This is a genomic window from Flavobacterium arundinis (assembly GCF_038289855.1).
Classification (GTDB): Bacteria; Bacteroidota; Bacteroidia; order Flavobacteriales; family Flavobacteriaceae; genus Flavobacterium; species Flavobacterium arundinis.
Map to the genome: position 1 here is coordinate 440,565 of NZ_JBBYHR010000003.1, position 23,036 is coordinate 463,600.

22 protein-coding genes and 1 tRNA gene are annotated in these 23,036 nt (G+C 42.0%); 6 read left to right on the forward strand and 17 right to left on the reverse strand.

Features of this window, described 5'->3' with window-relative positions; genetic code table 11:
- The 4 genes from AAEO56_RS07635 (at position 1) to AAEO56_RS07650 (ending at position 4,842) form a co-directional block, all read left to right on the forward strand.
- Positions 1–942 carry a FemAB family protein gene (locus AAEO56_RS07635; protein ID WP_341696436.1) on the forward strand — a complete coding sequence of 314 codons (942 nt, stop codon included), beginning with the start codon at positions 1–3 and terminating at the stop codon, positions 940–942.
- A 10-nt stretch (positions 943–952) separates the two neighbouring features.
- On the forward strand, positions 953–2,224 hold the full coding sequence (locus tag AAEO56_RS07640; protein WP_341696437.1) for an O-antigen translocase: 1,272 nt from the start codon (positions 953–955) through the stop codon (positions 2,222–2,224).
- A 147-nt stretch (positions 2,225–2,371) separates the two neighbouring features.
- Positions 2,372–3,325 carry a hypothetical protein gene (locus AAEO56_RS07645; protein WP_341696438.1) on the forward strand — a complete coding sequence of 318 codons (954 nt, stop codon included), beginning with the start codon at positions 2,372–2,374 and terminating at the stop codon, positions 3,323–3,325.
- A 29-nt stretch (positions 3,326–3,354) separates the two neighbouring features.
- Positions 3,355–4,842 carry a zinc-dependent metalloprotease gene (locus AAEO56_RS07650; RefSeq protein WP_341696439.1) on the forward strand — a complete coding sequence of 496 codons (1,488 nt, stop codon included), beginning with the start codon at positions 3,355–3,357 and terminating at the stop codon, positions 4,840–4,842.
- 198 nt (positions 4,843–5,040) lie between these two features.
- Here AAEO56_RS07650 and AAEO56_RS07655 read toward each other — a convergent pair.
- The 14 genes from AAEO56_RS07655 to AAEO56_RS07720 all read right to left on the reverse strand — a co-directional run bounded on the left by AAEO56_RS07655 (position 5,041) and on the right by AAEO56_RS07720 (position 16,164).
- A tRNA-Ser gene (locus AAEO56_RS07655) sits at positions 5,041–5,125 on the reverse strand.
- Positions 5,126–5,272: 147 nt separating this feature from the next.
- Complete coding sequence (gene ribB, locus AAEO56_RS07660; RefSeq protein WP_341696440.1) at positions 5,273–6,409, reverse strand: 3,4-dihydroxy-2-butanone-4-phosphate synthase; 1,137 nt, start codon at positions 6,407–6,409, stop codon at positions 5,273–5,275.
- A gap of 1 nt (position 6,410) precedes the next feature.
- Positions 6,411–7,886, reverse strand: a complete 1,476-nt coding sequence (locus AAEO56_RS07665; RefSeq protein WP_341696441.1) for an LptF/LptG family permease — start codon at positions 7,884–7,886, stop codon at positions 6,411–6,413.
- A gap of 6 nt (positions 7,887–7,892) precedes the next feature.
- Positions 7,893–8,564: a LolA family protein gene (locus AAEO56_RS07670; RefSeq protein ID WP_341696442.1), complete on the reverse strand. Its 672-nt coding sequence runs from the start codon at positions 8,562–8,564 to the stop codon at positions 7,893–7,895.
- Positions 8,545–11,058: a DNA translocase FtsK gene (locus tag AAEO56_RS07675; RefSeq protein ID WP_341696443.1), complete on the reverse strand. Its 2,514-nt coding sequence runs from the start codon at positions 11,056–11,058 to the stop codon at positions 8,545–8,547. Before AAEO56_RS07675 ends, AAEO56_RS07670 begins: the two co-directional genes overlap by 20 nt.
- 35 nt (positions 11,059–11,093) lie before the next feature.
- Positions 11,094–11,468, reverse strand: a complete 375-nt coding sequence (locus AAEO56_RS07680; RefSeq protein WP_341696444.1) for a diacylglycerol kinase — start codon at positions 11,466–11,468, stop codon at positions 11,094–11,096.
- Positions 11,469–11,969 carry a thiol peroxidase gene (gene tpx, locus AAEO56_RS07685; RefSeq protein WP_341696445.1) on the reverse strand — a complete coding sequence of 167 codons (501 nt, stop codon included), beginning with the start codon at positions 11,967–11,969 and terminating at the stop codon, positions 11,469–11,471.
- 168 nt (positions 11,970–12,137) lie between these two features.
- The gene (locus tag AAEO56_RS07690) at positions 12,138–12,884 is read right to left on the reverse strand and encodes a heavy-metal-associated domain-containing protein (protein ID WP_341696446.1); all 747 of its coding nucleotides are present in this window, start codon (positions 12,882–12,884) and stop codon (positions 12,138–12,140) included.
- A gap of 82 nt (positions 12,885–12,966) precedes the next feature.
- Entirely contained in the window at positions 12,967–13,527 is a 561-nt protein-coding gene (locus AAEO56_RS07695; RefSeq protein ID WP_341696447.1) for a helix-turn-helix domain-containing protein, read from the reverse strand.
- Complete coding sequence (locus AAEO56_RS07700; protein WP_341696448.1) at positions 13,527–14,348, reverse strand: alpha/beta hydrolase; 822 nt, start codon at positions 14,346–14,348, stop codon at positions 13,527–13,529. Before AAEO56_RS07700 ends, AAEO56_RS07695 begins: the two co-directional genes overlap by 1 nt.
- Positions 14,349–14,477: 129 nt before the next feature.
- On the reverse strand, positions 14,478–14,813 hold the full coding sequence (locus AAEO56_RS07705; RefSeq protein WP_341696449.1) for a hypothetical protein: 336 nt from the start codon (positions 14,811–14,813) through the stop codon (positions 14,478–14,480).
- Between the two features lie 122 nt (positions 14,814–14,935).
- On the reverse strand, positions 14,936–15,196 hold the full coding sequence (locus AAEO56_RS07710; RefSeq protein WP_341696450.1) for a DUF6952 family protein: 261 nt from the start codon (positions 15,194–15,196) through the stop codon (positions 14,936–14,938).
- Positions 15,177–15,491 (reverse strand): thioredoxin family protein, encoded by a 315-nt coding sequence (locus AAEO56_RS07715; protein WP_341696451.1) that lies wholly within the window; start codon positions 15,489–15,491, stop codon positions 15,177–15,179. The genes AAEO56_RS07710 and AAEO56_RS07715 overlap by 20 nt, the downstream gene beginning before the upstream one ends.
- A 34-nt stretch (positions 15,492–15,525) precedes the next feature.
- A complete protein-coding gene (locus tag AAEO56_RS07720; protein WP_341696452.1) occupies positions 15,526–16,164 on the reverse strand; it encodes a peroxiredoxin in 639 nt (212 codons plus the stop codon).
- Between the two features lie 237 nt (positions 16,165–16,401).
- Here AAEO56_RS07720 and AAEO56_RS07725 point away from each other — a divergent pair, with 237 nt between their 5' ends.
- Positions 16,402–18,357, forward strand: coding sequence for an amino acid permease (locus AAEO56_RS07725; RefSeq protein ID WP_341696453.1), 1,956 nt, complete (start codon positions 16,402–16,404; stop codon positions 18,355–18,357).
- 64 nt (positions 18,358–18,421) lie between these two features.
- The gene (locus AAEO56_RS07730; RefSeq protein ID WP_341696454.1) at positions 18,422–18,895 is read left to right on the forward strand and encodes a GyrI-like domain-containing protein; all 474 of its coding nucleotides are present in this window, start codon (positions 18,422–18,424) and stop codon (positions 18,893–18,895) included.
- A gap of 64 nt (positions 18,896–18,959) precedes the next feature.
- Here AAEO56_RS07730 and AAEO56_RS07735 read toward each other — a convergent pair whose 3' ends face one another.
- The 3 genes from AAEO56_RS07735 to purB all read right to left on the reverse strand — a co-directional run bounded on the left by AAEO56_RS07735 (position 18,960) and on the right by purB (position 22,910).
- Positions 18,960–20,834, reverse strand: a complete 1,875-nt coding sequence (locus tag AAEO56_RS07735; protein WP_341696455.1) for a monovalent cation:proton antiporter-2 (CPA2) family protein — start codon at positions 20,832–20,834, stop codon at positions 18,960–18,962.
- Positions 20,835–20,836: 2 nt separating this feature from the next.
- Complete coding sequence (locus AAEO56_RS07740; protein ID WP_341696456.1) at positions 20,837–21,439, reverse strand: NAD(P)H-dependent oxidoreductase; 603 nt, start codon at positions 21,437–21,439, stop codon at positions 20,837–20,839.
- A gap of 118 nt (positions 21,440–21,557) precedes the next feature.
- Entirely contained in the window at positions 21,558–22,910 is a 1,353-nt protein-coding gene (gene purB, locus AAEO56_RS07745) for an adenylosuccinate lyase (protein WP_341696457.1), read from the reverse strand.
- Positions 22,911–23,036 lie beyond the last annotated feature (126 nt).

A 23,036-nucleotide genomic window follows, 5' to 3' on the forward strand; every position in this document is an offset into this window, starting at 1 on the left:
ATGGTATATACAGTAAGAAAATATGGTAACGCCGACTCCGGTATCTGGAACGACCTTATAGAAAAGTCAAAAAATGGTACATTCCTTTTCAACAGGGATTTTATGGAATACCATAATGACAGGTTTGAAGACTTTTCGCTAATGGCTTTTGAAGGGGCGAAACTCGTTGCGGTATTGCCAGCAAACAAAACGGGCGATGAGGTTCATTCCCACCAGGGACTGACCTATGGTGGGCTTGTATTGACAGATAGTATAGGCGTTGATAAAATTGAGCAAATTTTTGACACAATTACCGCATGGCTAAAAAAACAAGGTAGTACTATATTAAAAATAAAGCAGGTTGTCCCCATATACCACAAAGAGGCCACTCATGAGATGGACTATATCTTATTTAAAAATGGGGCATCGCTCTACCGGCGGGACATGAACCTGGCTATAAATTTTTCGATGCCATTGAACGTATCTAAAAGCAAAATGAAAAATTTCAGGAAAATAGCCATGGAAGACCTTGAAATAAGACAAGACAATAATTTTAAAGCTTTTTGGGATGGTGTGCTGATACCACGGCTAAAAGAAAAGCACAACGCAAGTCCGGCACATACTAAAGAAGAAATACAATTGCTTCATGACAGGTTTCCTAATAATATAATTCAGTATAACATTTATCATAATAACGAAATACTGGCAGGTATAACACTATTTGATACTGGAGATGTTGTAAAATCCCAATATGGGGCAACTACTTCAAAGGGTGAGAAAATGCGGGCGCTGGATTATCTTTTCATTACACTTATCCTAAAGTACAAGGACAGTTATCGCTATTTTGATATGGGAACCGTAAATGAAGATCAGGGAAAGACATACAACAAAGGTTTGCTGAAACAAAAAGAAGAGTTGGGATGTTCTGTTTATAACCATGATTATTATTCATTGGTGCTTTAAAAAAATAAAGTTGAATTATATAAAAAACATACTCAAAACCCCTTTATTCAAAATTACATCGCTCAATTCAGCAAGCGTGCTTGTGCGTATTGCCGGGGGATTGCTGGCATCAAAAATGATAGCGCTTTTCATAGGCCCTGCGGGTATGGCGCTGACAGGCAACCTCCGCAATTTTCTTACCGGCCTCGATTCTTTTTCTACACTGGGTTTCCAGAATGGCATCATAAAATATACTGCCGAGAACAGCAAAGACAACGTGAAGCTCTATCGCACGCTGGCAACTATTTTTATTTCTATATTCTTTACAATACTCCTGCTGAGTGCTATTTTGCTTTTGCTTTCAGGTTACTGGGAAGAATGGATATTTGGTACCGGCGAGTATGTGTGGGTATTTAAAGTCCTTGCCTTCTCATTGCCATGGTATACCGGCAATCTTATCTTTATGGCGGTCCTGAATGGACTAGGTAAATACAAGCAGGTGATAGGCATAAATATCTGGGGCAATGCAGCAGGTGTAATCCTGTCGGCGTTCCTGATATGGAAATTAGGGGTTACCGGAGCTTTTCTGGGTCTTATACTATATCCTGCACTGTTGTTTCTTTTTTCTTTTTACCTTTTGTACCGCACTTTTCCACGGTTTCCTTTTTTACGCTGGAGGTACTTTGATTATTCCATATTAAGAGGGCTTCTGTCTTATAGTCAAATGGCGCTTGTTTCAGCTGTATTTGGGCCGGTAGTATATCTTTCCATACGTAACAACCTTATGGATAATTTCAGCCCCAACGAGGCCGGATTATGGGAGTCTATAAGCCGCATATCTACATTTTACCTCATGTTTGTAACAACATTGCTTACGGTTTATTTTCTCCCGAACCTGTCTATGTCAAAAAGCAATATCGAAACGCGCACTGTTTTCAGGAAATATTACAAAGGTATAGTCCCTGTTTTTGTACTGGGCCTGGCTGCTATATATTTTCTGCGTTACTTTATTATACGCATACTGTTTTCAGCAGAGTTCCTTCCAATGGAAAAATTGTTCTTCTGGCAATTACTTGGAGATTTTTTTAAGGTATGTTCTCTTATTCTGGGTTATGAATTGTTTGCGAAAAAACTGACACGGACATTTATCATTACAGAGATCATGTCGTTCGTGGTACTGTATTTTTCAAGTAAATACTTAATAAGTATCTATGGAAGCGAAGGTGCAGTTATGGCACATGCATTTACTTATTTTGTGTATCTCGCGGTGCTGGTCGTATATTTCAGGAAGAAATATAATTAAATTCTATAAAGGTCATATCTAATCAAAAATTAAATATTTATCATTTGTTTTGTGAATAATTTATTGATTAACTTAAAATTAACATAAATAATACTAAAGGTGTTGTTATGAGTATTATTTTTAATTTAATTAATCAATCAATTTATTATGAAAAACATTTTTATTTCGGCTATTTTGTTAGCTTTTTCAGCATCCTATGCACAGACAACCATTTATACTGGAAATGGAACTTTGAATTCTACCCGAACAGTTACGTTGGGTGGCTTTAATCTAACATTTCAGGGAACTTCAGGACAGTTATTTATGAACGGCGGTACGGGAAATATTGGACTTGGAACTACGACGCCAACACAAAAATTGGATGTGATTGGTAATATAAAAGCTAATGTTGGTTATTTTACCAAGTCGCCTGCGAATGGGCAGACGTTTGCAACAAATGCCGCGAGGACGTTCGAATCTACTGTGTTATCTGCGGGAACATTAACTGATGTTACAACGCAGGAACGGGTTTTTCAGTTTTTTGACTTTCCGCAGTCAAACATGAATAGTACCCCTACATCCTGGCTTTCGGTTAATAACAGAAATAACGTTACACGGTTGAGGTTTTGGGCATCGCAGGATGGTAATTCTGAGTTCACATTATATGACAAAACGCAGACAGCCAATTTTAGGGTAATTGATAATAATGGAACGGATATGTCTGTGGTACTTCCAAAAGCTGACTCTAAACTTGGTATAGGCACCAGCTCTTTTACAGACGGTACAGATACTTACAAACTGTCAGTAAACGGAAATATCCGTGCTAACAGAGTCAAAGTATATACTACCTGGGCAGATTTTGTTTTTGAAGATACTTATGAACTTCCAACCTTAGAAGAAGTTGAAAAACATATTAACGATAATGGACACCTGAAAGATGTACCATCAGCGGCGCAGGTTGAAACCAATGGTATTGAGTTAGGGGAAATGAATAAAATACTGCTTCAAAAAATTGAGGAGCTTACGCTATATACGATTGAGCAGAACAAAATAAACCAGCAACAGGCCAAACAAATCGAAGAGCTTAGTATCATGGTACAGGCTTTATCTGAAAGGAAATAATATAAGCGTTCAAATTAATACTTTCATTTATGAAAAACGTACTAATACTTCTGTTTGTTTTTATTGGCTATATCACTGCAACAGCACAGAGCCCTTCAGGTACTGATTGTGGAACTGTAACCGAAGCAGCAAATTTACCACCTGTTTATTTCAGTCCATTTAATACTACTGCATTTACAGGTTCTTATGATTTGGAATATCTGGAGACTTTTCCTCCTATAAGTTTTAAAATTTATTTTTGGATAATTAACAAAAGTGATGGAACAGGAGATTTTACAGTAACTGAAAATGATATACTAATAAGTTTGGAAAAGACTAATCGGCTTTTTAAGCCGATGGGAATATGTTTTGTTTTAGAAGGATACGGGAACATTAACTATACTAATATATATGATGGTGCTGGTTTAGGAACCATTACGAATTATGCGGTGCAAAATAATAAGGTTATCGCCAATTGTATTAATGTTTATCTTCCGAAGTCGATTAATGGCGGAAATGGAGTTACAAATTATGGTTCTGATAAAATTGCTCTCAGACAAGGCACTCTTTTAGGACATTACACGTGGATACCTGGTATTACTCTTGCTCATGAGCTCGCCCATGATTTTGGATTAATGCACCCTTGGGGAAATACTAATTCCAGCGTAGCAACTCAAGAGCATGTAACCAGAGATGTTACAGATGTAATAAATTATAATGCACTCACTAAAGCAGATTTAATTCATGATACACCCGCTATGGCAGGCTTTAGTTCTGAAGCAGCTGCTTATGGAGTGGCAACTACTGATATTATTAATCCCTCTACATGCGAATACATGGGTGATCTTGAAGATGAACTTGGGGTGCCTTTCGCGATTACGCCGGCTGATGTTGGTAATCCGATGGGTTATACATATCAACCTTGTGGTACAGGTTTTACTGTAGGCCAGGGCATCAGGATAAGGGAGTATATTGACTTAAATCCTAATGTACCATCGGTGCTTGCCATGACTAGTAATGCATGCATTAATTGTTTTGAAGACCTTTTAATTTCGCTACCAGTTATAGCAAGTGAAAGTTATAGGGTTCAAAATACTATAACGGCCTCTTCAACCCTAAATGATAATATACAGGTCATCTATGCAGGAGAAGAAATTTTTTTAGAGCCGGGCTTTGAAACAGGTACGGGATCAGGAATGTTTTTAGCAAAAGTTAGTCCTTGTGACCCGGATGCCGGCCGTGGTTCCGGTGCCAGGATAAGTTCATTGTCTGACATGGAAAATGGAATTCATGAAAAGATCAACCTGTTCTATATAGCGCCAAACCCTGCTAACAGTGTTGTTACCATTACTGGTACACAGGAAATACAAAGCATCGTGATCACTTCGATGGATGGCAAAATTTTGTATAGCGGAGCTCCGGAAGGCAAAACAATCAGCACGGATGTGGCTATCGACAGCTACAGCAACGGTATCTATAATGTTACTATTGGTACATCTGATGGTAAAAAGCAAACTAAAAAGCTGGTTAAAAATTAGCCAGATATAGTTAGGTGAATTGATAATCCATTAAATTTGAAAACCGCCTAAAATAATTATAGGCGGTTATTTTTTATCCCACTTTTCCAGATATTTCCCTGCCACCACAAGAAACATTCCCTGCTACTTTCAATTACAAACAATTTACCACTAAATAAGAAAACCCCGCAATTACAATTGCGGGGTTTGAATTTTCAGCGGAGAAAGAGGGATTCGAACCCCCGGACCTGTTACAGTCAACAGTTTTCAAGACTGCCGCAATCGACCACTCTGCCATTTCTCCAGTATGTCACAATGATTATCTCATTGCGGTTGCAAATATAATAACCTTTTTCGGTTTTCCAAATACATTTGCAGTAAAAAATCTAATTTATTTAAGGGTGCTTTTTAAACATTTCATTGTCCGAATATTAAGAAAAATACAACACTCTTAAAACTCTACATATTCTGTTATTTCCAATCCGTAACCAATCATTCCTACGCGCTTTGTCTGGCCTGAATTGGTTAGCAGGCGAATTTTACAAATATCTATATCATGCAGGATCTGTGCACCGATACCGAAATCCCTTTCATCCATTTTTATCTGCGGCGCTTTGCAAAGGCCTTGCGGTTGTAGTTCTTTCAGTTCTTTAATTCTTGTAAGCAGCTCTGAAGGGGAGATCTCCTGGTTGATGAAGATAATAGCTCCCTTGCCCTCTTCATTAATGCGTTTAAACATATTGTCAAGCTTCCTGTCGGCATCGTTGGTAAGTGTCCCCAGGATATCATTATTTACTTGTGTAGAGTTAATCCTAGTCAATACGGGTTCACCTATGTTCCAGCTTCCTTTTGTGAGCGCTATATGTACCTGCTTGTTGGTTGTCTGCACATAGGCCCTCAGCCTGAAGTTGCCAAAACGGGTTTCCATCTCAAAGTCTTCTTTCTTTTGGATAAGGCTGTCGTGCTGCATCCTGTATGCCACGAGGTCTTCAATTGAAACCAGCTTCAGGTCAAACTTTTTAGCTACCTCATATAGTTCAGGAAGCCGTGCCATGCTGCCATCCTCATTCATGATCTCACAAATAACACCTGCGGGCTTAAAGCCTGCAAGCCTTGCAAAATCTATTGCTGCCTCTGTATGGCCTGTACGCCTTAAAACACCGCCTTCTTTGGCTATAAGCGGGAATATATGGCCCGGCCGTGCAAGGTCTGCCGGTTTCAAATCCGGATTCATTAGCGCCTCTACGGTCTTTGATCTGTCATGCGCAGAGATACCTGTGGTAACTCCATTGCCCAAAAGATCTACCGATACTGTAAACGCGGTCTGCATGGAGTCGGTATTGCGGGTTACCATAACATGAAGATCAAGTTCCTTACACCGTTTTTCTGTCAATGGAGTACAAATAAGGCCCCGGCCATGGGTAGCCATGAAGTTGATCATTTCGGGAGAAACTTTGTCGGCAGCAGCAAGAAAATCGCCTTCATTTTCGCGGTCTTCGTCATCTACTACTATAATCACTTTACCCTGGCGAATATCTTCAATAGCTTCCTCTATGGTATTGAGCTGTATGCGTTCTTCAACTTGCATTTTAAGTATCTTTTGGTTTTATTTTGAATACTTTATTGAATACTTTTTGCAAAGGCACTATCAATGGGTCCCAGTTGATGGTCACATTCATATCATTGGTCGCCCTATAGGTCAGGAAAATGGCCAAAGGGGTTAATACAAAAGCAGACATCCATGAACCAACAAAAGGTAGGATAGCGTTTTCCTGTGCCAGCTTTTTTCCAAAAGTATTGATAAAGTGAAATATAATAAATATGAGTACGGCAAATACGATGGGTAAGCCAAGTCCGCCCTTTCGGATGATGGCACCAAGCGGCGCGCCTATAAAAAACATAAGCAGGCAGGCATAGGCAATTACAAATTTATCGTAAAACGCCAACCAGTGGTTGTTAATTAGTTTTAGCCTTTCAAACAGGCCTGCTTTACCCGAAGTGATTGTGCTTTCGGCACTGGTAATGCTGTTGGTTGCAATTTCAAGTATTTTTCTCTTATCATCTTTGGATGTTATGATCTCAATTAGCTTTTTAGGTATACTGTCTCTCGTGACCACTTTTAATGTGTCCTTTCCGGGGAGGTTCAGTAAAGGCCTTGGAGCCGTCAAAACCATATTAGGCCTTTGCGCGACGTTAAGGGCAATATTTTTCGCCTCTTTATTATAATTGCCTTGTAGTGAATCCAGGGTATAATTAAGTTCGCTCAGGTTAAGCATATTGTTGGTCTGCGCTATCTGTTCTTCATCGGTATTTGAGTTGTTGAGCATACTCAGGTCGATGTTCATTATCTGCCTGGTAAAGCTGCTTTTCGCGAACGGCTGTTTTTTACGTTCAATGGGATTTTTAGTAGTCACATCTTCATAATAATAGCCATCATAAAGTTCAAGTTGTAACAGGTTTGATGATTCGCTGCTTTTTAAAAGGCCTTTTTTAGACCTGATTATTGTCGCGTTAGAGTTTCCCGGCATCCGTTTATGAATAGTCACACCGGTTAGGTGTTCTCCGTTTTCGCCCGATTTTTTATCGACCTTGATATTATAAGAACCTATCGAATTAAACTGACCTTCCACAATTGCCATCGCCGGTTTTCGCTTAATAATATTGGCTCTAAGGTTTATAAATTTATATTCCGCTTTTGGGATGATGTCATTTGCAAAGAAAAAGGCAACAATGCTAAGCCCGAATATAAATATAGTAAGGCTTCTCATAGCCCTGCTAAGGGATATGCCGGACGATTTCATGGCAGCAAATTCATAGTTCTCGGCAAAGTCACCAAAAGTCATGATAGAGGCCAGCAATATGGAGAGCGGGAGTACCAGTGGTACCACTTTAGGAGCGTAAAATATAAGGAATTTCATAATGATACCCGCGTCCAGGTCTTTACCGGCAAGCTCTGCTATAAATAGCCATATCGCCTGCAAAATAAAGATGAAGAACAGGATAACAAATACCGACGCGAACGTCTTTATGAAAGAGGTAAGGATGTAACGGTCTAGAATTTTCACCGGAAATTAATCTAATCTATTAATGTAATAATTAGGATATTTACTTTCGGTAAAGGTAAAGTGATTTTTTGACAAAGGTTGGTTTGTTTTGAAAGAATTTATGGTTATTACCATTTTAGTGCCATCCTTTTCGGTCCTTATGTAGTTAAAAATGTGTTTCGTCTGCGTATCGATACCTATAAGTATTTCCTTGGTGGCGTCTTTAGCGCTCAAAGGGTTTAGTTTAATGTACTGGATTTTCCGTCCCTTGATGTTTTGAAGGATGTCCCACGAGTATTTATATCCCGAATTGAAAAAGGTGAGCATCTTTGAAGGCGTGAGCTCATCCGATTTTTGGTCATCATATTTGGAAATGGTTATTTCTTCATCTTCAGGAACAATATTGTACACTTTCTTCCCGTCAAATATACGGGTCATGCCCATAAAGTTCAGCACATACTGGTTGCCTTTCTGCACAACGGTACCTTTACTTTCCTGGTTCAGGTTTTGCTTTGGATTGCTTACAGAATATTTAAAGTCTATTGAGATATTTTCGTAGCTTTTTACCTTGGCGCTCACCTGGTCGAGCAACGCCTTTGCTTTTGCCGATTCCTGTGCCTGTCCCGGTAAGCTGATGGTTATGATAAAAAGTGTAATGATCCTGATAATCCGTTGCATGCTAAAAGTTGTTTTCTTCATTTTTGAAAAATTGCTCAAGGGAAACAAGATCGGGAATAATTACATTACGGGCTTTACTGCCTTCAAACGGGCCAACGATACCTGCTGCCTCCAACTGGTCGATGAGCCTTCCGGCGCGGTTGTAGCCCAATTTTAGTTTTCGCTGTAGCAGTGATGCCGACCCTTGCTGGGCGGTTACGATCACTTCTGCAGCTTCCCTGAACATTGAATCTCTTTCGGATATATCTATATCAAGATTAATGCCACTTTCCTCACCATAGTATTCCGGTAGCAGGTACGCATCCGGATATCCTTTCTGGGCGCCAATGAATTCGGTTATTTTTTCAACTTCAGGCGTGTCGACAAAAGCACACTGTACCCGCACAAGGTCATTGCCCTGTGTATAAAGCATATCACCACGGCCTATAAGCTGGTCGGCACCCTGGCTATCAAGAATGGTGCGCGAATCTATTTTGGATGTTACCCTGAACGCTATCCTTGCAGGGAAGTTAGCTTTGATAATACCGGTAATAACGTTAACCGAAGGCCTTTGTGTAGCAATGATAAGGTGGATACCGATGGCCCTTGCCAACTGGGCTAAACGTGCAATAGGTGTTTCAACCTCTTTGCCGGCCGTCATGATAAGGTCGGCAAATTCGTCCACAACCAAAACAATGTAAGGAAGGAAACGGTGTCCGTTCTCAGGGTTCAGCTTCCTTTGGCGGAATTTATCGTTATATTCTTTAATATTCCGTACGGATGCGTCCTTGAGCAGGTTATAGCGGTTATCCATCTCAACACACAGGGAGTTGAGTGTATTGATAACCTTATTATTATCTGTAATGATCGCATCGCCGCCATCGGGCAGTTTGGCGAGGTAATGCCTTTCTATTTTGTTGAAAAGGGTCAGCTCTACTTTCTTAGGGTCAACCAAAACAAATTTTACTTCAGCCGGGTGCTTTTTGTAAAGCAGTGAGGTAAGCACTGCATTCAACCCAACCGATTTACCCTGTCCTGTAGCTCCTGCCATCAGCAAGTGGGGCATCTTGGCAAGGTCGACCACAAATGTTTCGTTGGATATAGTTTTGCCCAAAGCGATAGGGAGCTCCATTTCGGCAGCCTGGAATTTCGGCGAGCCTATAACAGACTTCATCGAAACGGTAGTGGGGTTTTGGTTAGGCACCTCAATACCAATAGTACCCTTGCCGGGAATAGGCGCAATAATACGGATGCCTAAGGCTGCAAGCGAAAGCGCAATATCATCTTCAAGGCTTTTGATCCTGGAAATGCGGACACCTGCCTGGGGCACAATTTCGTATAATGTAACACTTGGCCCTACAGTCGCTTTTATCTGGGCAATGTCGATCTTGTAATTACGAAGCGTTTCAACGATCTTATTTTTATTCTCTTCAAGCTCTTCCTGGTTGATGGTTATACCGCCTGACGAGTAATCTTTAAGCAGTTCTATCGAAGGGAATTTGTAGTTAGAAAGATCCAGTGTAGGGTCAAATTCGCCAAAATCCTTTACAAGCCTCGCTGCCAGGTTTTCCTCAACCACATCTTCCTCGGCAAATTTCTCAATAACAAAACTCTCATCATCTGTTTCAATGATCTCGTGTACAGGAGGCGTATATTCTGCCGGTTTCGTCTTTATTGCGGGCTCGAGGTTTATTTCTGACGAATGTTCAATAGTTGGCTTTAGTGCCTCACGGTTGATTTCGAACTGCGAAACGGGAGGGGGAGGTGTTACGGTTCTTAGTATTAGTTCAGGCTCTTCCTCATCTTCCTCTTCCTTATCAATATATGCAGGTGCAGCGGTAGCTGTTACCGAATAGGATACTGGTGCAGGTGCAGGTATACTAGCCGCATCGGGTGCCTGCTCCTGCTCCGGATCTGATTCCATTACTTCTTCGATTTCCTTCCGCCTTTTTTCAAAAAACAGCTTGATAGCGTCCGGAGACATTTTTACCCTGAATATAAGGAATACAAATAGTCCGAAAATAAGGATCAGGAGTGTACCCGTACTTGCCAGGTAGTCCTGCATGAATAGGTTCATTTCATAGCCTATTACACCTCCGAGCTCCGGAAGGTAGGTATTGAAGAACCCGAAAAGTATCGAAACGATTACAACCAGGTACAGATCCCAGAATAATGTTTTTTTGAGTTTTCGTACAGGCAGGTCCAGTACAAGGTAAGCGCCTGTTAAAAAGAAAAAGCGTATCAGTATAAAAGAGGCAACGCCAAACCCATGGTATAGGAACAGGTCGGCTAAAAAAGCGCCTAATTTCCCCAGCCAGTTTTGCACCGGTTGCTGGCGGTCGCCAAAAGCCGAAAGTTCGCTCTGGTCATATTCCCAATACAGGAAATAGGAAATGAACGAAAGGAGCAGGGCTACTGAAAACAGGAAAAACAAAACCCCGAGCAAAACTTTATGCTGGCGTGATAAGCCCCATTTTTTCTTCTCTCCTGCCGGTTTTTCTGTCGTACCTGTAGTTTCTTTTTTGCTTCTTGCCATTTACATATTTCTTGACTGTAAAAATATCAATAAATTTAAAAAAGCAATGCTACTTTAGGATAATAAATTATAATGCCGACAACCATTGCTGCCAGGGCTGCAAAGCACACAGCCCCGGACGCGATATCTTTTATAAAGCCAATCTTTTCATGGAAATCAGGATGGATAAAATCGCATATCTTTTCCACGGCAGTATTGGCGCCTTCAATGGCAAGTACCAGGCCTATGGCAAATGTCTGCAGCATCCATTCCGTTGCCGATATTTCAAAATAAAATCCTGCAATAGTTATGGCGATAGCTATAAAGAACTGCACCATGATGCTGTGCTCGCTCGTTATGAGTTTGTATGCGCCTTTAACGGAATATACGGTGCTTTTCAGCCTGCCTTTTACAAATCGGTTGTCTTTCATTTAGTTAAGGGCTGCGAGGGCTTTATCATAGTCAGGTTCGTCTTTGATATCTGGTACCTGTTCTGTATATGTTACGTTTCCTTCTTCGTCAAGCACTATTACCGATCTCGAAAGCAAGCCATCAAGCGGACCTGAAGTTATGGTAAGCCCATACGCTTTACCAAAGCTGCCATCTTTAAAGTCCGAAAGTGTAACTACATTGCTAAGGCCTTCTGCACCACAAAAACGGGTAAGCGCAAAAGGTAAATCGCGGGATATGCATAGCACTTTTGTGTTTTCAAGATCACTTGCCTGCTCGTTAAATTTCCTTACAGACGTGGCGCACGTACCGGTATCGATGCTTGGGAAGATATTCAGAACCAAACGGGTACCTTTAAAGTCAGATAATGATGCTTTTGATAAGTCTCCTTTTACAAGGGTAAAGTCCGGGGCCTTAGTTCCTGTTTGCGGCAGTTCGCCTACAGTTGTAACAGGGTTTCCGCCTAATTTTATATTCGCCATTTGTGTTTTTTTAGATAAAAACAAAAGTAAGGATTTATCAATGTAAAACAATGAAGATTTTTGCCACGAATTGCACAAATTACATTAAAGATTTGTGATGCAATAAAGCAGTAGGTTATATGTTGCCTGGAATAATTTTTGAAATTTGTGTAATTCGTGGCAAAAAAATCACACATACATCGCCAGCATACCCACACTCATGGCGATCATCAAACCATCCTCGATAATTGTGACCGTACTCATCGGCAGGTTGAATACCGCCCCGAGGCACGCACATTGTATCTTCTTTTTATTTAGGACACTCTGCAATACACCAATAAGGCTCACTGTCATTAAGACTGCAGTAACGGCATTGGTAATCACAGGTTCAAAGTCCAGTGCAAAAGCGAGTCCGAGCGACAGCTCTGTAAAGGCGTAGATATATCCCCAGGTTTTAAATTTCATGGCAACCACATCATACATGGCGTAGCTATCGGCAAAGCCTTTCAGGTCGAGCATTTTAAAAAACGAAAAAGTAAGAAAGAAACCCGCCATAAAAACCCGCATAAATACCATTATGCTAAATGTGTTTCCTGATGAGGCCGTGACCAGAGAAATCACGCTTATATAGCCAAATATCAATAGTATGGGTTTGTATGTTGCTGCCCAGCTTTTTTTATCTTCGGCCTGTTCTCCAAATACATTTACAGGTGGCATATCGGGGTGTCCCTGTTCCGATAATTGGTATTTGGGGTAATCCTTCAATGCCTCCTGGAGCTTGGCAACAGGCTCATGGTTTTCCATAGTAACAGCGGCTGTACCTTTTTCAAGGTCAATAGCTACATCAGTTACGCCGGGTATTTTTTTAAGCAGAAAACTCACTTTGGCGGAACAGCCATCACAGGTCATTCCGGAAACAGTATATATATGATGCATTGTCTTTGTATTAATTTGAAGTGCAAAGTTCAGCATTATAAATCATAACCGCTTATGCAATCTTTAGGAATAACTATGACTTTTACAGTTCGTCAATTTTCCGGCGCTTGTTCTCTTTGATCGATTTATAAAAAGTAGGAGTGAGGCCCGTCACTTTTTTGAACTGGCCCGAAAGGTAGGCAGCGCTACTGTAACCCAGGGCATCGGCAATTTCTGCCAACGAAAGCTCATCATATACCAGCAGCTCCTTTACTTTCTCGATACGCTGGGCAATGTAGTATTTTTCTATAGTTGTGCCTTCAACTTCGGAGAAGAGGTTGCTCAGGTAAGTATAGTCGTAATGCAGTTTATCGGCCAGCCAGGCAGAGAGGTTGGTATTCAGTGTTTCGTTAGAGTGGTGTACCAGGTACACAATACCGTTTTTTATCTGCTCAATAATCCTGCTTTTGCGGTCGTTTATAAGTTCAAATCCCAGTGCCTGTAATGATCTGTCTACATGCTGAAGCTCTTCGGGCGAGAGTTCGTTTTTTATCTCCGCTTCGCCCAATTCTACAGAAAGCACATTGATGCCGGCTTTCTCCAGTTCGCTGCGCACTGCGGTAATACACCGCGGGCATACCATGTTCTTTATAAAGAGGTGCATTAGTTATGCGAATTGATCCAACCCAATATTGTATCATATGCCTGTTTTTCAGTGTCAGGGTCATTAAGCCCGGCATCATGATCTTTGCCTTTCATTGTAAGGAATTTTGAGTCAATTTTCTTTTCCTGCAGCTCGCTGAACAGGAATTGGGAATGCCACCAAGGCACCAAATGGTCTTTATCACCATGTATCAACAGGGTAGGAATGTCTTTAATATGGTGGGCAGGGCTAATATCCCTAAATTCTTCGCTTTGAGTATGTTTATTCGTGTATTTTGCATTAGCCAGCAGCTCAATATTTTTCATGAGCGGATCATTCATATTGCCAAATGGTGCACTGCTGTCAAACAGCACCGGAGGGCATATCGCATTGATAGATTTTACTTTCCTTTTTGTAGTATACCCATACAGCAACGCCAAATGCGCACCGGCGCTTATTCCGGCCATGTGGACCTGTTTGGTAGTATAGCCATATTTTTTGCCTTCTTTCTGAACATAGTCAACGGCACTGTCGACATCTTCCAGAAGCTCTTTGCAATGTACCGTTTCGCTCACATAGCGGTAATCGATATTGGCAACTACAAATCCGCGGTCACGCAGGTCTTTGGCCCGTTTGTCGGTATACTCCTTGCCGCCCATCATCCATGCGCCGCCGTGTATCATAATGACTACAGGAATCTTTTCGGATACCACTTTAGGCAGGAAAAGATCAAGCGTCTGCTGTTTGTCTTTTCCATAAGCAAGGTTGATGAAATCCTGCTGGGCAAGGCAATTGGCAGTAAAGGCGATAAATGTTATTGTTGCAAGGAATATGTTTTTCATATTGAATTATAAAGCGACGAAGTTAAGCTAATTTAGGTAAATTAGTTGGAGAACTTATGCGAAGAGCCACTAGCAATACCATAGCGGCTCTTCTTATAAGTAAAAATATTATAGGGTTAGATGGAAGAATCAGTCTCTTAAATAATTTTCTCTATCAATTTCACAAATTGTACAATAACCTGTCTCTAAGACTTCAAGATAATCTAATAATCCCGACATATGAGTTCCATAGCATTGACTACACTCATACTTCTCTCTGAATTGAGCAGTAAAATCCTGTAGTACTCTTAATTGATCCTTTGATAGACTATCATAACCTTTTGTGGTTAAATGCTTAGCTATCCCGCTAATATTAAGATTAGTAATATATTCTCTAACAAGCAATCTTTCAAAAAATTCTGTAAATTCATTTTGCGTCAATTCTTGCTCTTCTTGTTCCATTAGCATTTTCTTTGCCTGTCCCATAATAAATAGTTTTAGTTAGGATGCAAAGGTACGAAGCTTTTAGTATGAGCTATTTTTTGAATAGATAACAAAAAAAACGCCCCCGTTTCCGGGAGCGTTCCTATTAACCTGATTATGAAAAACTATTCTTTATCTATCGCGCCAAGTACACGCATCATAAAACTGTTGAGCGCTTCCTTTTTGGTCATACCGTCCTTTATCATTTTATTTACTTCAAGCGCACCATACATGTTGGAGATAAGTTCTCCCACTACATCCAGTTCTTCATCTTTAAGAGAAGGCACTTCGGTAAGCGCTTCGAGTACTTCCAGGGTTTCTATAATATAATCCTGGTCGTTGTCCTCAATAAACTGGGTAAGGTGCTTAATTACTGGTAACTTCATTGACTAAGTCGGTTAAGATTTCTACTTTATTCGTCTGTACCTGGTTTACCAGTTGGCCGTTCCTGAAGGTGGCAAAGGTTGGCAGGTTATCCACTTTCGCCAGTTTCCTCGACTCGGGGAAATTTTCAGCATCAGCAATCACAAAGGTTACATTCTCGTGTTCCGATGCCATTTTTTTAAATTTTGGCTTCATGATGCGGCAGTTACCACACCATCCGGCAGAGTATTGTACCACAACCACCGGTTCTCCGGCAACGATCTCCGCTAAATTATCTGTCTCAAGTTCCTGTAACATGGGTAGTATGTGTAAGTAAGGTGTTAATAATTAATTAGTTTGAAGCAAGGTAGGAAGCAACGCCTTTACGGTCGGCAGTCATGGCTTCTTTTCCTTCTTCCCAGTTAGCCGGGCAAACTTCGCCTTTCACCTGAACGTGGGTATAAGCGTCAATCAGCCTCAGGTATTCGTGTACATTACGGCCAAGCGGCATATCGTTTACGCTCTCGTGGAAAATTTTACCTGTTTCGTCAACAAGGTAAGTCGCCCTGTAGGTAACATTAGATCCGGTAAGGATTACAGAGTCAGTCTCTTCGCTGTATTCTGTAGACTCGATATCAAGTATTCCAAGGATGTTAGAAAGGTTCCTGTTCGTATCGGCAAGGATAGGGTAGGTAACGCCTTCTATACCACCATTGTCTTTTGCGGTGTTAAGCCATGCAAAGTGCACTTCGTTAGTATCGCATGAAGCCCCAATTACCATAGTGTTTCTTTTTTCGAACTCGCCAAGGGCAGCCTGAAATGCGTGAAGCTCTGTAGGGCAAACAAATGTAAAATCTTTCGGATACCAGAACAACAACACTTTCTTGTTATTGTTTACCGCTTCTTCATAAATATTGATGCTCAGGTTATCTCCCATTTCAGAGATAGCATCGACAGCAATGTTTGGGAATTTCTTTCCTACTAATGACATAATTTATATTTTAGTGATTAAATGATTAATTTTTTACATCACAAAAATAGAATTAATAGGTTTTAACTATAGGCAATATTGATTGTTATTGCCTATAGTTGTATAGAAAATTCTTATATAAATTTAAATTAAGAATATTTTAAGAAATAACCAAATTGCTGTCAATTTTTTTTCAATTTAGTTTTTATATTTGTTATTACTGCAAATAGCAGGGATTTTGAATTTTAAATAAAAACAATGGCGTTAAACAGCTTATTTCGTAAAAAGAACGTACAGGACATTTTAAAGCAGGTTGAAAGCAATGAGCATGGGCATGATTCGTTAGGAAGGCACCTTACCGTTAAGGATTTAGCCGCTTTCGGAATTGCCGCCATAATAGGCGCCGGTATCTTCAGTACAATAGGCAAAGCAAGTGCCGATGGTGGCCCCGCAGTTATCTTCCTGTTTCTTTTTACCGCCCTTGCCTGTGGTTTTGCAGCTTTTGCGTATGCCGAATTCGCCTCTATGGTGCCTGTTTCCGGGAGCGCTTATACCTATTCGTATGTGGCTTTCGGCGAAATTGTCGCCTGGATAATAGGCTGGGCCCTGATAATGGAATATGCAATTGGTAATATAACCGTTGCTATATCATGGAGCGATTATTTTACAGGGCTGCTCGATGGCATCGTCACGACGCTCAATTCAAGATACGACTGGCACCTGGGCACGCTGGCCGACTGGGTGCAAATGGATTACCTCACTGCATCAAACGGCTTTGACAATGCCACCGCGCTGATGCAGGGCGGCAAGAGCTTCGCAAACCTCGATGCCGGATTACAGCAGGCTTACAACGCCTGGATGACAGCACCAACTATCGGCTCATTCCATTTTGTAGCCGACCTTCCAGCATTATTCATAATCATAATCATTACCGCCCTTGTGTACCGAGGAATGAAAGAATCGCGTAACGCCAGCAACCTGATGGTGGTTGTAAAACTGTGCATTATCCTGCTTGTTATCGCTGTCGGCGTGTTCTATGTAGATACCGCCAATTGGGACCCGTTTGCACCGAACGGAGCAGCAGGGGTGCTTAAAGGCGTGTCGGCGGTATTTTTTGCTTATATAGGATTTGATGCTATCTCGACTACTGCCGAAGAATGCAAGAACCCGCAGCGCGACCTGCCGAAAGGAATGATGTGGGCTATTATAATCTGTACGGTATTATATGTAATAATTGCCCTCGTGCTTACAGGTATGGTACGTTATAACGAACTCAATGTTGGTGACCCGCTGGCGTTTGTTTTCGAAAAGCTCGATCTTAAATGGATGAGCGGTATTATAGCCGTAAGTGCAGTAATTGCCATGGCCAGCGTATTGTTGGTATTTCAGATGGGGCAGCCCCGAATCTGGATGAGCATGAGCCGTGACGGGCTTTTACCCAAAAAGTTTTCCAGGGTGCACCCTAAGTTTAAGACACCGTCTTACGCAACAATAGTAACGGGATTTGTAGTAGCGGTTCCGGCATTATTCCTGAACCTAACCATGGTTACTGACCTGTGCAGTATAGGGACATTGTTTGCGTTTGTCCTTGTATGTGCCGGTGTACTTGTATTACAGAATCGCCCCGATGTGCCAAGGGGAAAATTTAAAACGCCTTATGTGAATGCCAAATTCATTATGCCGGTAGTGCTTATTGCCGGTGTTATATTTTCTTTTACCTACAACAAAGAGGCAACAATGGCTTTTCTTGCTAATGAGAAAGAGATTAATACGCCGTCGACTATTGTGACCTCGTTAACCAAAGAGCAAACTACCGAAGTATACAACTCTCTGTTGGCACGCGATGTTGCGACCGGATCCCAGGACCTTGAGCAGATACTGGGGACGTATGAGCACGATGATGCTGCTTATCAAAGATTGGTAGACGAACTTCCGATTGCCGACGAGCTTAAATACGAAAGCGGCTTCGACCTTTTCAAACATAAGATACCAATGTATATATTCCTTATTTCATTAGTATTCCTGTCGGTATGGACATTCCGTAAAAACCTTTCGCTCATACCGTTGCTTGGCCTTATCTGCTGCCTTTACATGATGGCGCAGCTTAGCGTGTGGAACTGGATTTATTTTACGATCTGGTTGCTTATAGGCCTTTCCATTTACTTTGGCTTTAGCAGGAAGAACAGCAAGCTTAATAAGTCAAGTTTAATTTAGTCACAGGCGCAGTTTTCATAACTGGCTAATTTGTTAAATTCGTGAAATTCGTGGCTAAAAAATAATGACACCGGAAATAAAAATAATCCCTTCCAAAAAGCTTTTAGGCAAACGTCTCACTATGTCCTTTTCCAAAAACACTACATTCCGGCTTTGGAGCAGTTTTATGCCGCACCGTAAAGAGATAACCAATGCTGTCGGTACGGATATGTTTTCATTGCAGATTTACAGTGCAGGTTTTTTCAGCAATTTTAATCCGGAAGCTGAGTTTGAGAAGTGGGCATTAATGGAAGTTACTGATTTTGATGCTATTCCCGATGGGATGGAAGCATTTATATTAAATGGCGGAAAGTATGCCGTTTTCAATTATAAAGGCACTGCTGAAGATGCGCCGGAAACCTATAATTACATTTTCAGGGAATGGCTGCCTGCTTCAGGATATGTACTGGATATCCGTCCGCATTTTGAGATTTTAGGAGAGAAATATACGTACGGAGACCCGGATTCCGAAGAGGAGATATGGATACCGGTAAAATAGTCTCAGTTTTCAGTCACAGTCGCAGTCCGAACTAAAACCTGAAAACTGCGACTGTGACTGAAAACTACTCTTCCTCCGCCTCTTTCCGTAAATCCGCGCTCTGCCAGGCATGGTCATTGGCACCAAGCTGTGCATAGAGGTCATTTTTAAGCAATTGCTCCTGCATTTCAATCTCTTCCATAGCGGTCATCAGGAAGGCTTTCTTGTCGTGGCGTTTTTCTGCCAGTCGGAATATAGCCTGCTCATCATACTTTATAAAACGCTGGCCCTGCCTTGTTGCTGTATACCGCCTGTGCCCAAGTTCCACCAGCGCATCGACACCCAGGTGCACAGCACTATACATATTTTCGCGGTAAAAATCATTCACGCCCATATCCACAAGCTCGAAAGCATCGCTGCGGTTGCGTGCCCGGGCAAGTATTTTCAGGTTAGGGAAGTGCTTTTTGATCATTTCTACAACCTGTAGGTTTACCCTTGGGTTGTCAATCGCGGCAATGAAAAGCTTAGCGGTTTCACAACCCGCTGCTTTAAGCAGCTCCAGTCGTGACGCATCGCCATAATACACTTTAAATCCCATTTTCCGTAGTGAGTCCACACGGTCACTGTCCATGTCAAGAACTGTTGCCGGAATGCCGTTGGTCTTCAGCAGGCGGCCTATGGTACTCCCAAAGTTTCCGAACCCGGCAATAATGACATCGTTTTTCTCGTCGATGGAATCATAATTGTTTTTCGGCTGCTTCTCTTTTACACCAAAGAAGGGATCTATCCATTTTTCATTGATGAGCAGCAGGAATGGTGTCCCTATCATACTTAGTGCTATTACCGCCATCATCTGGTCGGCAAGTGCGGTAGCCATCAGGTTGAGCTGTGTGGCAAATGCCAGTATCACAAAGCCAAATTCCCCTGCCTGGCTCAGGGCAAAGGCAAATAATATGTTTTGGTCGGAACTTTTCTTATAGATTTTTCCAACCGCCAGAAGCACAAAGAATTTGATAATATTGAATATCGTACAGAAAATAATTATAAAGGCAGGGTCGGCCATTATGAGCTGGAAATTGATGGAGGCACCCACTCCAATGAAGAAGAGCCCCAGTAACAGGCCCTTAAACGGCGCTATATCTCCTTCGAGCTCATGGCGGAATTCGCTATTGGCCAATACCAATCCGGCAAGGAAAGCGCCAAGGGCTGGGCTGAGGCCTACCAGCTGCATCATGAAGGAAACGCTCATGACAAGCAACAATGCAGATGCCGTAAAAAGCTCCTGTAGCCTGGTGCGCGCCACAACGTGCAACAGTGGTATGATTATAAATCGTCCGCCAAGGTAAACCATTCCTATAGTACCCAATACAATAGGAGCCTGAAGCCAACCGTCCAGATTAGAAATGAGGGATTGACTTACGTTCTCATTCTTTATTCCTCCGGCTGCAAGAAGCGGCAGGATAGCCATAATCGGGATTACGGCAATATCCTGAAACAGCAATATGGCAAAAGAAGACCGCCCCATCGATGTTTTTGTGAGACCCTTTTCTTTCATGGTCTGCATTACGATAGCCGTAGACGAAAGTGTAAGGGCTAAGGATATGGCGAGTGTAGCCTGCCATTCCCAACGCAGCACAAACGAACAGGCAATGAATAATACGGCTGTTGTGCCCACCACCTGCAAGGTACCCATTCCAACAATAATGCGTCGCATGCGCCAAAATTTATGTGGGTCGAGTTCGAGGCCGATAAGGAACAGCATCATTACCACGCCGAATTCGGCAAAGTGCATGATGTCCTGGCCTTCCTGACCGATAAGCCCTAAAACATAGGGCCCGATAATAATGCCGGCAAACAGGTAGCCCAGTATCGAACTAAGCCCCAGCTTTTTGGCTATGGGAACACAGATTACAGCCGAAGCAAGGTAAATGAGCGCCTGAAAGAAAAATCCGTCTGCCATAATTACCCGTTTTTAGTTTTAAACCAATCATTAAAATAATGGAAACCTGCCATCTCTCCCGGATCAATAGTATTGTCCACAAGATATTCCAGGACCTGCCCATACAGTTTTCCGTTCTTTTCATATCCTTCTTCGGTCATGGAGTGGGTGCCATGTACCACAAAAGGGGGAAGGTAATGCATATTGCACACTTTCGCCGTCTGGCAAAAAGGTTCCAGTAATTGCGGTATGGTAAACCCGTCGCGTCCTGTTGGGGAGTAATTTTCCCGTCGTCCCCCTGTAGTAATAGCTTGTAAAAGAAGTTTGCCTTTAAGCGCGAAGCCTTCCTTCCCGTAGGCCCATCCGTGTTCCAGGACTATATCGATCCATTGCTTCAGCAGCGGTGGGCAGCTGTACCAGTACATAGGATGGTGCCAGATGATGATATTGTGGTTGTACAGCAATTCCTGTTCCCGTTTCATGTCGATATCAAAATCGGGATACTCCTGGTACAGGTCGTGAAAGGTGATGTTTGGCGAATCAGGGATATGCCGTACCAGCACACCATTAGCATTCGATTTTTCGAACAATGGGTGGGCAAAAAGTATGAGTACCTTATTGGGCATAAAAAATCCTGTTTAAATCCTGCTGTTCCCTGCAATATAACAATTTTTATCCTTGTAAAGGTTACCTTGTTAAGCAGGCCGGTCAAAATTTAAACAGGAATTAACATTTCAGTCGAACTTATGGTTGTATGCCCAAATAGTTAGACGGGGTGATCTGCATCAGTTCTTTCTTGATATCATCGCTCACATTAAGATTTCCTATGAAAGTATGTATCGCGTTTTTGTCTATAGTTGTATTGGTACGCGTAAGGTCTTTTAGTGCTTCATAAGGATTTGGATACCCCTCGCGGCGCAGTATGGTTTGTATCGCTTCGGCAACTACAGCCCAGTTTTTTTCGAGGTCTTCGGCAAACTTATCCGCATTCAGCAATAGTTTATTAAGGCCTTTCAGTGTGGCTTCAAAAGAAATTATGGTATGTCCCATCGGTACGCCAATGTTACGTAATACCGTACTGTCGGTAAGGTCGCGCTGTAATCTTGACAGCGGCAGCTTGGCAGAAAGATGCTCAAAGATGGCATTGGCTATCCCAAGGTTGCCTTCAGAATTCTCGAAATCGATAGGGTTCACCTTATGCGGCATAGCCGAAGAGCCTATTTCGCCTTCTTTTATTTTTTGCTTGAAATAATCCATTGACACATACGTCCAGATATCCCTGTCCAGGTCGATGATTATGGTATTTATGCGTTTCAGTGCGTCGAAGAAAGCGGCAAAGTGGTCGTAATGCTCAATTTGGGTAGTAGGGAAGGAGTGCTTCAGTCCCAGTGTCCCTTCTACAAAATTATTCCCGAACTGCCTCCAGTCGGTTTTTGGGTAGGCCACGAAATGCGCGTTGAAGTTACCCGTTGCACCACCGAACTTTGCAGCAAATGGTATGTTGAACAGCAATCGCAACTGCTCTTCAAGGCGTTCTACAAATACGCCTATCTCCTTGCCCAAACGGGTAGGGGAAGCAGGCTGTCCGTGGGTACGTGCCAGCATCGGGACATTAGCCCACTCCACGCTCAATTCTTTCAGCTTTGCAATAACGGCAATCAGCTCCGGCATGTATACATCCTCAAAGGCTTCTTTTGTAGAAAGCGGTATGGCAGTATTGTTGATGTCCTGTGATGTAAGGCCAAAATGGATGAATTCTTTATAAGCCTCAAGGCCCAATTGGTCAAATGCTTTTTTGATGAAGTATTCCACGGCTTTTACGTCGTGGTTGGTGGTCTTTTCAATGTCTTTTATCTGCTGTGCATCGCCGGAACTGAAATTTTTATAGATTTCCCTTAGTGGCCCGAAGGTATTTTTGTCCACGCCGGTAAGCTGTGGCAATGGCAGTTCGCATAAGGCTATAAAATATTCTATTTCCACGAGGACGCGGTACCGTATGAGCGCTTCTTCAGAGAAATAGCGGGATAGTGGTACGGTTTTGCCACGGTACCTCCCGTCAATAGGAGATATGGCATTCAGTTCGGATAATTGCTGCATTGTAGTTGTGTTGTAAAATGGAATGAACCGCAAATATAGGGTTTTGAAGGGAGATTTAAAAAGGATTTTAAACAGAAAACAGATAACAAAGCTCCGTCGCACTAGCCCGGATTTTGCGGGCACCTA

Bases quoted from the DNA above. Each gene is read 5' to 3' on its own strand.
- AAEO56_RS07635 (WP_341696436.1), top strand. From the start codon at position 1: ATGGTATATACAGTAAGAAAATATGGTAACGCCGACTCCGGTATCTGG.
- AAEO56_RS07645 (WP_341696438.1), top strand. From the start codon at position 2,372: ATGAAAAACATTTTTATTTCGGCTATTTTGTTAGCTTTTTCAGCATCC.
- AAEO56_RS07650 (WP_341696439.1), top strand. From the start codon at position 3,355: ATGAAAAACGTACTAATACTTCTGTTTGTTTTTATTGGCTATATCACT.
- ribB (WP_341696440.1), bottom strand. From the start codon at position 6,409: ATGCAAGTTGAAGAACGCATACAGCTCAATACCATAGAGGAAGCTATT.
- AAEO56_RS07670 (WP_341696442.1), bottom strand. From the start codon at position 8,564: ATGAAGAAAACAACTTTTAGCATGCAACGGATTATCAGGATCATTACA.
- AAEO56_RS07675 (WP_341696443.1), bottom strand. From the start codon at position 11,058: ATGGCAAGAAGCAAAAAAGAAACTACAGGTACGACAGAAAAACCGGCA.
- AAEO56_RS07680 (WP_341696444.1), bottom strand. From the start codon at position 11,468: ATGAAAGACAACCGATTTGTAAAAGGCAGGCTGAAAAGCACCGTATAT.
- tpx (WP_341696445.1), bottom strand. From the start codon at position 11,969: ATGGCGAATATAAAATTAGGCGGAAACCCTGTTACAACTGTAGGCGAA.
- AAEO56_RS07690 (WP_341696446.1), bottom strand. From the start codon at position 12,884: ATGCATCATATATATACTGTTTCCGGAATGACCTGTGATGGCTGTTCC.
- AAEO56_RS07695 (WP_341696447.1), bottom strand. From the start codon at position 13,527: ATGCACCTCTTTATAAAGAACATGGTATGCCCGCGGTGTATTACCGCA.
- AAEO56_RS07700 (WP_341696448.1), bottom strand. From the start codon at position 14,348: ATGAAAAACATATTCCTTGCAACAATAACATTTATCGCCTTTACTGCC.
- AAEO56_RS07705 (WP_341696449.1), bottom strand. From the start codon at position 14,813: ATGGGACAGGCAAAGAAAATGCTAATGGAACAAGAAGAGCAAGAATTG.
- AAEO56_RS07710 (WP_341696450.1), bottom strand. From the start codon at position 15,196: ATGAAGTTACCAGTAATTAAGCACCTTACCCAGTTTATTGAGGACAAC.
- AAEO56_RS07715 (WP_341696451.1), bottom strand. From the start codon at position 15,491: ATGTTACAGGAACTTGAGACAGATAATTTAGCGGAGATCGTTGCCGGA.
- AAEO56_RS07720 (WP_341696452.1), bottom strand. From the start codon at position 16,164: ATGTCATTAGTAGGAAAGAAATTCCCAAACATTGCTGTCGATGCTATC.
- AAEO56_RS07725 (WP_341696453.1), top strand. From the start codon at position 16,402: ATGGCGTTAAACAGCTTATTTCGTAAAAAGAACGTACAGGACATTTTA.
- AAEO56_RS07730 (WP_341696454.1), top strand. From the start codon at position 18,422: ATGACACCGGAAATAAAAATAATCCCTTCCAAAAAGCTTTTAGGCAAA.
- AAEO56_RS07735 (WP_341696455.1), bottom strand. From the start codon at position 20,834: ATGGCAGACGGATTTTTCTTTCAGGCGCTCATTTACCTTGCTTCGGCT.
- AAEO56_RS07740 (WP_341696456.1), bottom strand. From the start codon at position 21,439: ATGCCCAATAAGGTACTCATACTTTTTGCCCACCCATTGTTCGAAAAA.
- purB (WP_341696457.1), bottom strand. From the start codon at position 22,910: ATGCAGCAATTATCCGAACTGAATGCCATATCTCCTATTGACGGGAGG.